General features: G+C 43.1%; 11 protein-coding genes. 8 read left to right on the top strand and 3 right to left on the bottom strand.

What is annotated here, in order from left to right; all coding sequences use genetic code 11:
* Positions 1–1236 carry an RNA polymerase sigma factor gene (locus tag OK025_RS18340; RefSeq protein WP_317665982.1) on the top strand — a complete coding sequence of 412 codons (1236 nt, stop codon included), beginning with the start codon at positions 1–3 and terminating at the stop codon, positions 1234–1236.
* A gap of 88 nt (positions 1237–1324) precedes the next feature.
* Here OK025_RS18340 and OK025_RS18335 read toward each other — a convergent pair whose 3' ends face one another.
* On the bottom strand, positions 1325–1921 hold the full coding sequence (locus tag OK025_RS18335; RefSeq protein ID WP_317665980.1) for an FMN-dependent NADH-azoreductase: 597 nt from the start codon (positions 1919–1921) through the stop codon (positions 1325–1327).
* A 141-nt stretch (positions 1922–2062) separates the two neighbouring features.
* Entirely contained in the window at positions 2063–3016 is a 954-nt protein-coding gene (locus tag OK025_RS18330) for a hypothetical protein (RefSeq protein WP_317665979.1), read from the bottom strand.
* A 122-nt stretch (positions 3017–3138) separates the two neighbouring features.
* Between OK025_RS18330 and OK025_RS18325 the strand changes: the two genes are divergently transcribed.
* The 5 genes from OK025_RS18325 (at position 3139) to OK025_RS18305 (ending at position 7496) form a co-directional block, all read left to right on the top strand.
* Positions 3139–4260 (top strand): hydroxymethylglutaryl-CoA reductase, encoded by a 1122-nt coding sequence (locus tag OK025_RS18325; RefSeq protein ID WP_317665977.1) that lies wholly within the window; start codon positions 3139–3141, stop codon positions 4258–4260.
* Position 4261: 1 nt separating this feature from the next.
* Positions 4262–4843, top strand: coding sequence for a CDP-alcohol phosphatidyltransferase family protein (locus OK025_RS18320; protein WP_317665976.1), 582 nt, complete (start codon positions 4262–4264; stop codon positions 4841–4843).
* A 2-nt stretch (positions 4844–4845) separates the two neighbouring features.
* On the top strand, positions 4846–5556 hold the full coding sequence (locus tag OK025_RS18315; protein WP_317665974.1) for a phosphatidate cytidylyltransferase: 711 nt from the start codon (positions 4846–4848) through the stop codon (positions 5554–5556).
* 10 nt (positions 5557–5566) lie between these two features.
* Positions 5567–6238, top strand: a complete 672-nt coding sequence (locus OK025_RS18310) for a phosphatidate cytidylyltransferase (RefSeq protein ID WP_317665972.1) — start codon at positions 5567–5569, stop codon at positions 6236–6238.
* A gap of 190 nt (positions 6239–6428) precedes the next feature.
* Positions 6429–7496: a serine hydrolase domain-containing protein gene (locus tag OK025_RS18305; protein ID WP_317665970.1), complete on the top strand. Its 1068-nt coding sequence runs from the start codon at positions 6429–6431 to the stop codon at positions 7494–7496.
* A 165-nt stretch (positions 7497–7661) separates the two neighbouring features.
* On the opposite strand, the gene OK025_RS18300 is transcribed toward OK025_RS18305, so the two are convergent.
* Positions 7662–8423, bottom strand: a complete 762-nt coding sequence (locus OK025_RS18300; protein WP_317665968.1) for a helix-turn-helix transcriptional regulator — start codon at positions 8421–8423, stop codon at positions 7662–7664.
* Between the two features lie 343 nt (positions 8424–8766).
* On the opposite strand from OK025_RS18300, the gene OK025_RS18295 reads away from it, so the two are divergent.
* Entirely contained in the window at positions 8767–10569 is a 1803-nt protein-coding gene (locus tag OK025_RS18295; protein WP_317665967.1) for an IPT/TIG domain-containing protein, read from the top strand.
* Positions 10570–10721: 152 nt separating this feature from the next.
* The gene (locus OK025_RS18290; RefSeq protein ID WP_317665965.1) at positions 10722–13049 is read left to right on the top strand and encodes a GAF domain-containing protein; all 2328 of its coding nucleotides are present in this window, start codon (positions 10722–10724) and stop codon (positions 13047–13049) included.
* Positions 13050–13117 lie beyond the last annotated feature (68 nt).

Genomic DNA, 13117 nt, shown 5'->3' with positions numbered 1-13117 from the left:
TTGGAAAAGCCTACATCAACAGCTGAGTTGATACCAGGTCTGTTTCGTGACCTGTACGCCAAAATGACGGCTGTATTATGCCGTCATTTTGGATTGTCCGACATCCAGCTTGCGGAAGATATTTCCAGCGATACATTTTTAAAAGCTTCGGAAGTCTGGCCGGTTACCGGCATCCCTCCAAACCCACAAGCCTGGCTCTACACTGTCGCCAAAAACAAGGTAAAAGATTACATTAAACATAAGGCTGTCTTTGAACTTAAAGTCAAAGACAATATCTTAAAGGAACTGAATGAAAAGACACTACCAGACGATATAGACCAACGTACCATTAGCGACAGCCAATTGGCGATGCTATTTGCCATCTGTGACCCGATAATACCCATAGCGGGGCAGATTAGTTTAGCATTGCAGATCTTATGCGGATTTAGTATCCTAGAGGTCGCCCAGGCGCTGCTTACAAATAAAGAAACCATAAAGAAGCGCATATTTAGAGCAAAAACAGCCTTAAGGGATAGCAAATTTGAACTAAAAGAATTATCAGATAGCCAAATAAGCGCTCGCCTAGCAACTGTATTGAAAACGATATATCTTCTTTTCAACGAAGGATATTATGCTCAACATGAAAATCACATCATTCGAAAAGAACTATGCATGGAGGCCATACGGTTAGCTCTCCTGTTGACAGCACATGAAACAACAAACCTGCCACAGACCAACGCTTTAATCGCGTTAATGTGTTACCAAAGCTCGCGGCTTGATGCCCGAATGGATAAGAATGGGACAATCGTACTTTTTGAACAACAGGATGTGCAACAATGGAATAGCGATATGATCGATCAAGGTAATTTCTACATGGTACAGGCGACCGATACGCAGGAGACCTCCAAATACCATATAGAAGCAGCCATCGCTTATTGGCACACCGTGGTGGATAACCAGTCAAAATGGGAATATATTTTAAAATTTTATAATCAGTTGATTCTGATCGAATACTCCCCCGTGACGGCCCTCAACCGGGCATTTGCCTATGCCAAGGTCTATGGCACAGAGGCAGGTATCGAGGAAACAAAAAAACTTAATCTTATTAAAATGTCCCATTATTTTGGATTATTGGGCTACCTCTATCGGGATCTTGACCAAGCCGAAGCAATTGATAACTACACTAAAGCGCTAAATTTAGCTTCTTCATTAACTGAACAGGATGTTTACCAAAAACAAATCCTTGCGCTCCAGTGATAATCGATACCAGATCCCAAGGCAAAAGACTTGGGATCTGGGCTTAAAACAACGGTTTAGGTATCAGCTTTATTCCCTTGTGTTGACCTCAGTGGGGAAAGTCAGCCAATATCGCGTTGTAATCGGGCGAAAAATTAGGGAAAGCCGTACCCTCTATTCGATACGTCTGAATTTTCGTTATCCCAACATAGGTTCGGAAGACAGCAGCTAGATAATCCGCTATGTAGTCTTGTACCGGCGATGAACTTTGCATTCCACCGGAAGCAATAGCCAAATAGACATCTTTATCCGCGATAAGTCCAACACGATTTCCGGTGTCATTATACGTGTAGGTAACACCAAAACGAACCAGTTGATCGATCCATGCTTTAAGGTGAGCAGAAATGCCGAAATTATGCATTGGCGTACTGATGACGAGCGTGTCCGCCGCATTAATTCGCTCAATTAAATCATTCGCATAAACCAATGACTCAATCGAACAGTAATCTGGCGTATCTACTGGGGTATAAAATCCCTGAATCATCTCATGGGTATACAGAGGCGGAGGTGTATCAACCAGATCCCATGTGACAACCGAGGTTGAACCGTATTTTTTTCTGATACGATCGATAATTTCTTTGCCCAAATTTGTGCTATAGGAGCTGTCTGCTCTTGCACTTGATGTAATGTGTAAAATGGTCTTCATTCGTTTTAACGATTTTACGACTTAACGACCAAGAAAAACAAAAGGGGACACTCCATTCTTCGAAATAACATCCAATCCGAACATCACTCTCGTTCCGATCACCCAATTCAACCTTAACAATGTACCAATCGCTCTCTCTTCTTACATTTCATTATCCGCACTTACCTGTGCTTTATAGCGATCAATCTTTTGGTAAACCTTGTTAAAAAACATTTTCTTGTCCCGTGTTCCGGCCGTATTTAACAACCTGGAATTTTTGAGCTGATGCTGATAGAAATTGAAGGCGTGTCGACAGCTGTCTTTATCATTGGTAATGAAATAGCCCAGCATCGTATGCGGAACGAATAATGACTTTCTGTCGTTATTTCCAACTAGGACATTATTGTTTAAAATCAATAGCTCATGGTAGTACAGCTGGTACTGGTCATTGTTTGGCACACAACTTTTCTCTAGTGAAAACAGCAGTTCTTTAAGCTGCTCACAGAGCATCTTTCCGTTTTCGGCGGTCAGTAAGCCGGCCTGGGAAAAATAGATGATCTGCTGGAGTGTACTGTTAATTGTGGTATCATTCCAGATCTCTTTCACCCGGATGGACGAATAATAATCGTAAAGCTTCTGGCCTCTACTATCGATCGGTGTTTTCGACAAAAAAGATTCGAAAGACAATTCCAAACCGTCTGGACTCAATAAATTGAGCCATACATATTTTTTGAATATGGATAAAAGCCCTGTATTGATGGTATAAAAGATCGGAATATCCTTTGCCGAGTAATACAGGTAAGTCTGAAGATTCGGTTCAAACTCCGTTAACGATTTAAACGAATGCTCCAGATAATTTGACAGATCATTAAAGGACTGGATTTCCGCTGTTTTTTTTACTAGGATGCGGTCACTTTGCTGAAATAGCTTATCCAAAGAAAGTGAAAAGCGATTTGCAAGCTGCACCGTCTCTCCTATTGAAAATTTGCTCTTCATTGAAATTCTACGGTGCGCCGCATCATAACTAATATCAAGCGCGTCTGCAATCACCTCAATAAGAGATTTCGAGGGATCAATTTTCCGCTGTATTTCCTGAATCAACTTTTCCTGATACATAAGCCAATTATTTGCGATAATCACAAAAATAAAAATTTATATTATTGTTTCCCACAATTTTAACTGCGATTATCACAATAACTTTGGAAGACGATAAACATATATTTTATTAAAAGCCAGCTATGAAAACCCCATTAAATAAACAAGAGGAATTCGCAAGCCGATTCCCGATCTTGACAGACACCCGTCTATCGCCATCACTCTTCCAGGGCAACATTGAAAACTTCATCGGCATGAGTCAAGTCCCTACAGGGGTCATCGGCCCCCTTAAAGTTCATGGCACTTCAGCCAACGGAAATTACCATATTCCCCTTGCGACAACTGAGGGTGCATTGGTTGCATCCTATCATCGCGGATCTAAAGCCTGTTTGCTCGCCGGCGGGATTACATCGATCTGTCTGCAAGAAGGAGTTCAGAGAAGCCCTGTATTCAAATTTGAGAATATCAAGGATTTAAGTCTTTTTGTTTCCTGGTTCCTCGCAGAGAAAGAAAACTTTCAGGAAATCGTCAAACGCACAAGCAGATTTGCGAAGTTAACCGATACCCGCATACAGATTGAAGGCAACCATTTAACCATATCCTTTGAATATTTCACTGCCGATGCGGCTGGCCAGAATATGGTTACCATCTGCACAGAGGCCATCTGCCGGTTTATGATTGACTCTTGTCCTATTAAGCCCAGTCACTGGTTTATTGAGGGAAACAGCTCGGGAGACAAAAAAGCGACCGCCGCGGCTTTCAATCATGTCAGAGGTAAAAAGGTAACAGCTGAAATAACATTACCGGCCAACATCGTGTCCGAAATTCTCAAAACTTCAGCCGAGCTGATGGATCGTTATTGGCGTACGTCCACCATGGGTGTTATCCAAAGTGGAGCTATAGGTGCACAGGGGCATTATGCCAATGGATTGGCCGCTTTGTTTTTGGCAACGGGTCAGGATGTCGCCTGCGTCGCCGAAGCGGCAACGGGTATCACGCGAATGGAGCATAATAAAGACGGCTCCCTCTATGCTGCCGTGACTTTACCCAATCTTATTGTCGGCACTATTGGTGGTGGAACAGCACTTCCGACCCAAAGAGAGTGCCTGGAAATGATGGACTGTTATGGCGAAGGGAATGCCATAAAATATGCCGAAATAGCTGCAGCCCTTGCACTCGCCGGAGAATTATCTATTGCCGCGGCCCTTTCGGCAGGTCATTTTACACAGGCACATCAAAAATTAGGCAGAAAAAAATCACTATAAAATGGAAACTAAAAAAGAAAACAGATGGAATGTGCCCAATGCACTTTCGGCCTACCGTATACTGGCATTACCCTTTATCAGCTATGCCTTTTTAACAGCAGACAGGGATCTCTTTATCCTATTACTGTCCATCAACCTGATTAGCGATATCCTCGATGGATTAATCGCCAGGCTATTTAACCTTCAGACAGAATTTGGCGCCAAAATAGATTCGATCGCAGATATCGGAACATACCTCATGGCATTCATCGGCATGATAACATTGGAAAAAGGATTTGTAATGGCCTATAAAATCGAATTTATCCTACTTATTGCCCTGTGGATTGTTCCCCAGATCTATGCTCTTATCCGATTTAAACGCTTTCCCAGCTTCCATTTATGGTCCTATAAATTAACAGGCTATCTTCAGGGCATATTTATCTTTAGCTATTTTGTACTCGGATTTAACAGCTTTTATTTCCACATAATGCTAACCGTAAGTTATTTGGCCTACCTGGAAGAATTAATCCTCGTGATTATTCTCCCGAGGTTGCAATCCAATCTGAAAAGTATATTCCTTATCCAATTACAAAAAAAAGCTTAATTATGTATGTATTGATGGCGAATATAGTGTTGTTATTTTTTGGTATCGGGGCATTGGTCACGGGCTATCTCAATAAGAATAGTCAAGTTGCACAAGCCAGGGAACGCTGGTTAAAACTAGGTTTTTACTTCCTGATTTTGATCCTTGTCTTTTTTTCCATTTATATGGACTATGTCAGGCTTTTGGCTATTTGCATTGGAATAGTCGGTTTTTACGAAATTGTCAAGGCCCACCTATATTCAGAACGACCGCTGCTATTCTTATGTCCTGTAGTGGTCCTTTATCTCGCTCTTATAGCGGCGTTTATAAACTTCGGGCATAGGGCATCGACAGAAAAGGTTTGTTTTATCTATTTTATGGTGGTAATTTTTGATGGTTTCAGCCAGCTCTGCGGTCAATTATTCGGTAAAAGGAAACTTATTCCCTCGATTAGTCCCAATAAAACTGTTGAAGGTTTAATTGGCGCTTTGGTCATTGCTACTGGTACCAGCCTTTTCCTCTTTCCATCCATCGACCTGTCCATCACGCAAACTTTAAAGACCGCCCTTTTTATTTGCATTTCCGCATTGCTGGGCGATCTATTGGCTTCGTGGTACAAACGAAGCTGTCAAATTAAAGATTACGGCACCCTCATTCCAGGGCATGGCGGAATACTGGATCGATTTGACAGCTTTATATTCAGTGGAGCTATGTACGGACTAATTTATCTTTAAAAACAAGATTATGAAAAACGATTTAGAGAACATGCTCCTGTTAGGCACCCTTTTCTTGTTGCTATTCGGACTTGCTGAACTATTGTATCAACAGTTTAAGGTCAAAGCAGAGTTTACCCGAAAACTCGTTCATGTAGGTACGGGGATAATCTGCATATCATTTCCGATTTTGATCAGCAGTCACTGGTCTGTTTTCATCCTATGCGGATTGTTCACTTGGATATTATTGCTGTCCATCAAGTTCGATTTATTGAATTCTATCCATGCAATCGACCGAAAATCTGTCGGTAGCCTGGCCTATCCTGCTGGAGTCTATCTTTGCTTTCTCGCACAGACATTGTTAGACAAAGGAGCTATTTTTTATTATTTGCCCTTGCTCACCTTGGCAATATGTGATCCGATGGCAGCATTATCTGGCAAAAAATGGCCTTATGGTGCTTACCGTCTATTTGGTGCACGAAAAACACTACTAGGATCTGCAGTGTTCTTTGTATGCGCTTTGATTACCGTCGTTGTAATTGGACACTGTATGCAAGAGCCAAGCCTGCACATGAGCGAAATCACCATGATATGTACCCTGGCTCTCGTCGTGACCATAGCCGAAGCATGTAGCAAAGACGGTTACGACAATATAAGCATTCCGGTCAGTAGCATGCTCAGTCTGTATATGCTATTTCCCTGATAGCGAACAGTCCAAAAATCTTAATTTCGTTTGCAAAGTTATTGAATACGAATTCTTTGGCTATATTTATGCTATCATTGTTAGATCTATATGAAATCAACTCCTTTAAAAGTTATTTTTTTTTTTCATTCTCACGATACAATTTTGTTTCGGACAAACTTCTCAGGACTCAATTTTAAGCAGCAACCCTTTGAAAACTTCGCTGGATAGCTTAGTTCAACGGTCGGCAAAACACTATCTACTATCCCCGATTACCGTTGACCTATCAATCGGAATAATAACAGGCGATTTAGCACAGCAATACCATTTTCACCGTGGTAAGGGCAATTTGAGTCGTACCAATACCATTTTCGGTTTAGGTTCCATTGCAAAAACGTTCGTCGGCATAATGCTTGCGCAGGCCGTCATCGAAAAGAAAGTAAATCTTGATGATGATATCCGAAAATATTTGCCTGGGGATTATCCAAATTTGCAGTATAAGGGGCATCCTGTTCGACTGGTAGATCTGGCAAACCACACTTCAGCCCTACCATCGATGTCGAGAAATTATGATGATAAATATCTCGATAGCATCACCAAATTGCCCCAGAAAGCATTTCGGGAGTTTTACCGTGTTTATACCGCCGACAGCCTGTTCCGGGATATGCGCAATTTTGTGCTTGATACGGTTCCTGGCACAAAATTCCGCTACAATGGAAATGCGATGATGGTGTTGATTGCCCAATTGGAACGCGTTTATCACAAACCCTACAACGATCTGGTCACTTCATATTTAAAAGATCAACTGGGCATGAAGGATACAAAACCACAGCTCTCGGCAAAGGATGAGCAGCGGCTCATCGCCGGTCATGATGACCGAGGAAAAGTGTTGCCCTTTATTCCAGACTATGGTTACAGAGCTGCTCCCTCCATGTTTTCAACACTCGGTGATATGCTCGAGTATGCATCCGCTAATCTAAAGAACAACCATGCAGCCATCGCACTAAGCCATAAAACTACGTTTACAAGGCCCGACGGTATGCACATGGGATTGGGTTGGATGATGGATAAGGAGGAAAATGGTCTCTCCTACCTTATGCACACAGGGCGCGACGGCTGTGGCTTCACTGCACTATGCTACCTATACCCCGAAAAGAATACCGCTATTATCATCCTTGCAAACGATAGTAGCGGCCAGGACAGATTAGCTGAACTGAAGGATACACTGCTCACAAATATGCTAAAACTCCGTAATTCAAATTCGTTTCAAACGCACTAACATGACACGGACTAGGCTTACGAATAACTAATGCCGCCGTCCGGCTTGCGCATAGATTCAACCGAAGTAAAAAAGGTTGCTTATTTTTTATCGGCTTACAGAAAAACAGCTTTTAATGTCAAAATTATACGGCTAATTTTCAAATTATCATTTGTCCCGATGGGTCTACAAAAATATTTGAAACCGCATCAGTTCGTTCATATTCTTGCACTGCAGTTTTCGAAGCAAATTGCGCCGGTGAGTCTTTACCGTTTCGCAGGATATGCTCAGGATATCCGCAATATTTTTATTGGCTTTTCCCTGCAAGATCAGCGTCAGGATCACTTTCTCCTTTGCAGTAAGCAGCATATAGTTTCGAATCCCCGCTGAAAAAAAACGCCGGTTTTTGATAACTTTAAGAATATCTAGCAGATATTCCGGAACTTCCGCACTGTCCACATCGAGGGTAATCCGCCCCTTGTTCTCATTGAGCAAAGACTCGACTTTCAGTAAGGGCGGCAGGGTTTCTGTTTCGGAAATAGGTCCATTGTTCGTTAAGTTAACCCAGTCCAGCGCGGTATTTTCATGCGAAAAGAAATGGGGTCTAAAGGTCGTTTTCCCATCCACGTACATATTCATCACGCTGATGCTCGTGTAGATATCGGAACTTAAGATATGCGCAACCTTATAGTCTATACCATGCCGACAGGCAGGTATATCCAGGAAATCAAGAATCCAGTTTTGTAGTTCCGTCGGAATGATATAACTCATGGAAGAGAGATCCCAGATTACCTTTTCAGGCACTATTTTCTCAAAAATTCCCTTGTACTCTTTGATTCCTGCGATGAGCTTTTCCGCTACATTGCAGTTATCCCACTTACCCATAAAAATATCGCGATCTTCATCGTAATACATGGCTAGGCTCTCTGATCTAAAAAGGCGTTCCATAGGCCAATATTGACTTTATTAAATTTAACCATTATTTGCAATACCAACAAAATTACTTTTCCGCCATCCGCCCCTGCGGCCCGCCACGATTCGCTACGATTCGCGCCCGATGAATACCTTCAAAACCAATTGCCCCCCACAAAACAAATATAAAACATTAAAAAAACAACAGATTACAGCTATCACAACAAACTATCGATACGATTATAAATACCCACAAGTGGGTATTTCAACAGTTCATCAGGACTGGTAATTTTAATAGTCATCATTACCTACTTAACATGAAGCCATCAAAACCCGACTGTTTCCAGTCAGAAAAAGATCAACATTTAAAACTTATACCATGAATAGATTCGTTATTTTTTTTGGAATATTCATTGTTTTGGGTATCCAAGCCTGTCATAAGGATAAAGACAATCCACCGGAACAAAGTACCAAATCGAAACTCGAGGATGTACTAACAGGAATAGATTCACTGAAATCTTTTACCGCCGACTTTAAAAGCGCTTCACTTACTGAGGAAGAGCTTAGTCAGGGTATCACAGTCTTTACCCTGAGTGAGCGGATCCTTGCCGATGTGTCTGTGGCAAAGAATAACCTGCAACCTGTGACCGCGGGAGGTCAAGATCTACCCCGGCTAAGGGCAGCAAATGAAGCCAATGGATCCGATTTTAAGGATGGCTCTTCCATCAAGGACTATATTGTCAAGGGCCGCTTTTCATTAAGCGATTTAACAGCCGACAAGAAATTGACTACACTAAGCGGCAAAACCATTACCGTTCAGGTCCTCAACGGTATGGTCTACTTAAACGGGGTACAGGTATTCAATAATCCCATCAGCAACAACAGTGCATTTGCTGTATTTGCCTTATCGTCCTTTATTAACTATGGTAGTATGCTCGCGCTGGACAACCAGGCACTCGCCAAAGCAGCACCAGGCATACCTGGGGGCATCTTAACGATCTTAGGTCAGAATTTCAGCGAGAAACCGGAGCAAAACCTCGTAACACTCAACGGCAAAAATGCCCTGGTAAATGAAGCTTCAAAAAATAAGCTGGTTATCACCATTCCCGCAGAAGCCACGACGGGATTGCTGACAGTAGCTGTCAACAATAAAACGGTGAGCAGCCTGTCGGCTATCCCCGTCTTATTTCCCAATGTAAGCACAGTCAGCGGCATACAAGCTTTGGGATGTCAGCATATTCAGGGCATCGCTGTCGACAACAACAATACCCTGTACTTCACCGATCCGTCCAACCACCGCACCCTATCCTACGATGCAAATGGGCATGCCGCCATCTATCAGCCACTGAGCCCACCCGTAAAAGACATCAACGGCGACGGAATTATTGATGCCAATGATGCCGAACTTATCATCACGGATCCCTGGGCGATTACCTTGGGTAACGACGGAAAAATATATGTGGGCGGAAAAAACAACGAAATCCCCGGCATATTCCGCTTCAGCCCCAATACGCCAAAGCAAACCGAACATTGGGCCGGTAGCAGCGACTTAAATCTAGAAGGGCGCCGCTTAAATACGGGCATGAGTCCAATTGCCCTTTTAGCCGATGGCGAGACGATCCTGTATGCAAATAACTTTAGCAATCAGCAATATGTGGTCAACAGGATTGCTGGCGACAATATTATGGGCTGGTTGTATAATATCAACTTATTAAATGTAGACCCTACCTACCAGCAATCTGCCACGATGCTGGGCATGACAAAAATGAAAAACGCAAGTACCTTTTACTTTGCTGATGGTACTGGTAAACGTATATGGAAAAAAGATCAAAATGGGCTTTACCTCCTTGCCGGAGCCAATAATAACAACCATAAACCCGCCCAGGACGGTCAGGGCAATGCAGCATTATTTGGCAGTCCGATGGGTATAGCCCTGTACTCAGACCAGTATATTGTCGTCTGTGATAACGACTACAACAACCACAATTATAGTATCCGGGTTGTCAATAGCTATGGTGTAGTGACCACCATTGCTGGTGGCAACAACCCGACCAACAGCAGCAAAGACGGTATCGGCAAAGCAGCACAGTTTAATGGCGTCAATGCCATTGCAGTCGATAAGGACAATATGCTCTACGTGGCATCTGATGACGGATCTATACGAAAAATTCAGTTCAAATAGGGTATCCAAAATAAGGGTACCCATAAAACCGTCCTTCCCGAAACCCGAAGCGCGACGTTTTTATCCGTCCGCTTTGGGTTTTCTTTTCGCCGATTATTTTATATTTTTGTACATCTTCCAGCAATAATCTAATTTATTCGGGAACAACCATTATGCAGTTTAACTTCGCCTTTGATTCCAGTCCGTTTAAAACCCTGATCGCTTTTCATAAGATTATACCATCCTTTGAAGCAGCGGCCCTATCGCCGGTTGGCTTTCAGGCCAGCTATGCCCGATCGCTGCTGGAAGAAATCAGCAAATACCCCGAACTTATCGATGGGGTCGAAAAAGCAGAAGACCTGCTGCGCTATGAGCCTATTATCAAGGTGCTGCTGGCCGACCTGTTCCCAAGCTCACTGACACATAATGAGATTAAGGCCATTACCATTCCCTTCCATCTCTATACGTTCAACCATACCGCAAGACTGGAAAAAATATTAGCGGATGCCGGCGATCACTATGAATTTAGCCTTCGTGATATCTCGCCCGATACCTATTATATTCTCAATTGCTGCGTTATCATCAGCCAGTATTATGGCTTTAAGGTGGATGCCATGGATGCCCCCCTCTTTTTGGATATTCCAGACAAGGATAATATCATCCATCATTACCGCGTCCTATTCAATGCCGATTTTATCGATGTCCTTCCGACAGAACGGGCGCTCGAACTTTCGGAAGAAGATATTATCGAACTGATCGACAACTTTTCGGATATTGCCCTATGGAAGTCCAAATTCCCCGAGCAGAGCTGGATCCTGAAAGGATTTTCCATTATGACGCTTTTTGATGCCACTATTGAAAATGCGGTATCCAGCTTCAAGAGCAATCTGCTGCGCGAAAAAAGTGCTGTCCAACTTGCAGAAATAGAAAGCATTTTCCGGTCGATTTATAAAATAAATGATCTGCGCATCGGATTGACCTCCTTTGAAAAGGTCAGGAACGAATACAACTTACGGATTGTCGAAAAACAGCTGTACAGTCATCTGCTTTATGATTCGACGATCGAGGAATGTGAAAACATGCTCTGCAGCGAGACCTTGGAGAACCTGCTCACTAAGGACGAATATTTTGTTGTACCGGATATTGACAAGCTGCCGTTGGATGATCCAAAGCAGGCCTATTTTATCAACAAACTCAAGCAGCAACAAGTAAAGAGCTTTATTTTTGTTCCCCTGGTCGAAGGCGACAAAGTGCTGGGTCTACTGGAAATGTCCTCGTCCAAGGTTCGGGAACTCAATTCGGTCAATGCCAACAAGCTCAACTTCATCTTGCCCTTTATCAAAGATAAAGTCTCGAAAGCCTTTGCAGAAACTGAAAATCAGATCGAAGCGGTGATCCAAAAGGAATATACCGCTATACACCCGAGTGTCAAATGGCGATTTCAGGAAGAAGCCATGCATTTCCTCAACGACCGCGCCTTTGGAAAAGACTATGCCCTGCAGGAAATTGTCTTTGACCATGTTTATCCGCTCTATGGGCAGATCGACGTACAGGGCTCCTCAGAATCCCGCAATCAGGCCATCCGCCAAGATCTGATCAATCAGAGCAAGGAACTGATCGCATTGTTCACGGCGGTCAACCAAACGCAGCGATTACCGCTCTTTGAGCAGAAGGTCTTCGACCTGGAAAGAAACCTGACGACGCTGCAGCAAGCGCTGCTGACCGATACGGAACAGCTTATGCTCGATTATTTTAACCAGGATATTCACCCTATTTTGGAGAATTTCAGGAAAAACAACAAAAATAGCGTCGCCACCGAAGCCATCGACAGCTATTTTGAGCGGATCAACCTCTCTATCGGCGGTTTTTATGAGGCCCGACAGGATTATGACAACTCCATCACGCTGATCAACAAAAGGCTGGTGGCGATCCTCGACGAAAAGCAGGTGGAAGCCCAAGAATACTTTCCTCATTATTACGAGCGCTACAAGACAGATGGTATCGAGCACAACATGTATATCGGGGCCTCCATCGCTCCCGACAAAAATTTTGACCTCTATTACTTAAGGAATTTACGTTTATGGCAATTGCAGGTCATGTGTGAGATGGAAAGTCAGTTTAGGCAGCTGCAGCCCGAGTTACCACATCAGCTGGAGGTAACCTCCCTGATCCTAGTCTTCGCTACTCCCATTTCCATCCGTTTCCGCATGGACGAGAAACAGTTCGATATCGATGGATCCTACAATGTACGCTACGAGATTGCTAAGAAACGAATTGACAAAGCCAAGATCAAGGGTTCTACAGAGCGCATTACCCAAAAAGGCAAATTGGTCATTGTCTATTCCAATGTACACGAAGAGGCTGAATACCTCAGCTATATTAACCTATTGCAGCACAAAGGGCTAATAGACAGCGAAATAGAACACTTTGAGGTAGAAGATCTTCAGGGATTGGTCGGATTGAAAGCGATCCGCGTTAGGTTTAAGTTTGGAGATACATAGCCGTTTCCTTTACAAGTAAGCCCAATTCAAGCGATTTCTTTTCCTCCAACAGAACCCGGTCATCGATC

Source organism: Sphingobacterium sp. UGAL515B_05 (assembly GCF_033097525.1).
Taxonomy (GTDB): Bacteria; Bacteroidota; Bacteroidia; order Sphingobacteriales; family Sphingobacteriaceae; genus Sphingobacterium.
This window is presented reverse-complemented; position numbering and strand designations above follow the sequence as displayed.

Excerpts from the sequence above, each read along its gene's own strand:
- OK025_RS18310 (WP_317665972.1), top strand. The coding sequence starts at position 5,567 with ATGAAAAACGATTTAGAGAACATGCTCCTGTTAGGCACCCTTTTCTTG.
- OK025_RS18325 (WP_317665977.1), top strand. The coding sequence starts at position 3,139 with ATGAAAACCCCATTAAATAAACAAGAGGAATTCGCAAGCCGATTCCCG.
- OK025_RS18295 (WP_317665967.1), top strand. The coding sequence starts at position 8,767 with ATGAATAGATTCGTTATTTTTTTTGGAATATTCATTGTTTTGGGTATC.
- OK025_RS18300 (WP_317665968.1), bottom strand. The coding sequence starts at position 8,423 with ATGGAACGCCTTTTTAGATCAGAGAGCCTAGCCATGTATTACGATGAA.
- OK025_RS18330 (WP_317665979.1), bottom strand. The coding sequence starts at position 3,016 with ATGTATCAGGAAAAGTTGATTCAGGAAATACAGCGGAAAATTGATCCC.
- OK025_RS18335 (WP_317665980.1), bottom strand. The coding sequence starts at position 1,921 with ATGAAGACCATTTTACACATTACATCAAGTGCAAGAGCAGACAGCTCC.
- OK025_RS18320 (WP_317665976.1), top strand. The coding sequence starts at position 4,262 with ATGGAAACTAAAAAAGAAAACAGATGGAATGTGCCCAATGCACTTTCG.
- OK025_RS18290 (WP_317665965.1), top strand. The coding sequence starts at position 10,722 with ATGCAGTTTAACTTCGCCTTTGATTCCAGTCCGTTTAAAACCCTGATC.
- OK025_RS18315 (WP_317665974.1), top strand. The coding sequence starts at position 4,846 with ATGTATGTATTGATGGCGAATATAGTGTTGTTATTTTTTGGTATCGGG.